The sequence below is a fragment of the Massilia sp. 01N417 genome, from assembly GCF_056399645.1.
In genome coordinates, this window is sequence record NZ_JBFTRS010000057.1 from 1 (window position 1) to 891 (window position 891).

The following is an 891-nucleotide window of genomic DNA, read 5'->3' on the forward strand; positions in this document are numbered from 1 at the left end:
TCGAGCAGGCATTGCAGGTAAGACAGCCAGCATGCCTTCTTGCGCAGGCGCGCGAGCGGCGTGCCCGTCAACGCGTTATGGCTGCGCCGGCAGCCGAGGCAGCGAAAACGCTGCAGGCCGCTCGCCTGGCCGCAGCGGTGTTTGCGGGGACAGCCACAATGCGGACACGGCCGTCCGGCTGCGGCTTGTTCGATCAGGGCGATGCAGGCGCCAGGGTGCGCGATGCGCGCGATCCATTCCCGCAGCCGTGCCACGTCCGAGGCAGCCAGGCTTGCCGCCGTCAGCAAGCCGAACAATTGATCGAAGGTCGGGCTCGGCATCGTCACTCCACATGAGGTAACTCGACAATGCGTATGACCTGCACAACCCGTTTCAGTTCACCTCATTAACGCGCACACAGCCTAAAAAAAGGCTGTGTTCGCGTTAATTCGGTCACTGCGCCAGTTAGCTGAGCTGGACGGCGGCTTGCAGCAGATGCCGCGGCGGCGTCAGCTTGCGCGCATCCAGCATGCGCTGCCAGCCTGAATAATTGATCAGGTAACGGCTCGCCACGCCGCGGAACCGCACCAGCCAGCGCTTGAACCGGCTATGCCAGCCGTTCACGTTCTGCACGTGGATCGCGCCGCGTGCGCGCTCTCCCGCCTGCACGTTCACCCACGCATGCGTGATCCCTGATCGCGCGGCAAAACGGCGATACGCAAGCGCACCATCGCTGACCAGCAACACGTCGGCAGCGAGCACCGGCCGAAGACAATGATCCAGTTGGGCGGCGGTAACCTGGCCACGGCCGGTATGGAAATCGAGTGTCTGGCCGCTGCGGTCGCGGGCGACGAGCAGGCAGTCGTGCTCCTGGTTGATRCCGCGCCGCGCCGCAACGCCGCCGCGCTGTCT

The 891-nt window shown here is 65.1% G+C and carries 2 protein-coding genes; both read right to left on the reverse strand.

The window, feature by feature from the left end:
• Positions 1 to 320: transposase (locus AC1DOQ_RS26880; protein ID WP_477371431.1), on the reverse strand; the 320-nt coding region annotated here is incomplete at its 3' end.
• A gap of 124 nt (positions 321 to 444) precedes the next feature.
• Positions 445 to 891: IS1595 family transposase (locus tag AC1DOQ_RS26885; protein WP_477371434.1), on the reverse strand; the 447-nt coding region annotated here is incomplete at its 5' end.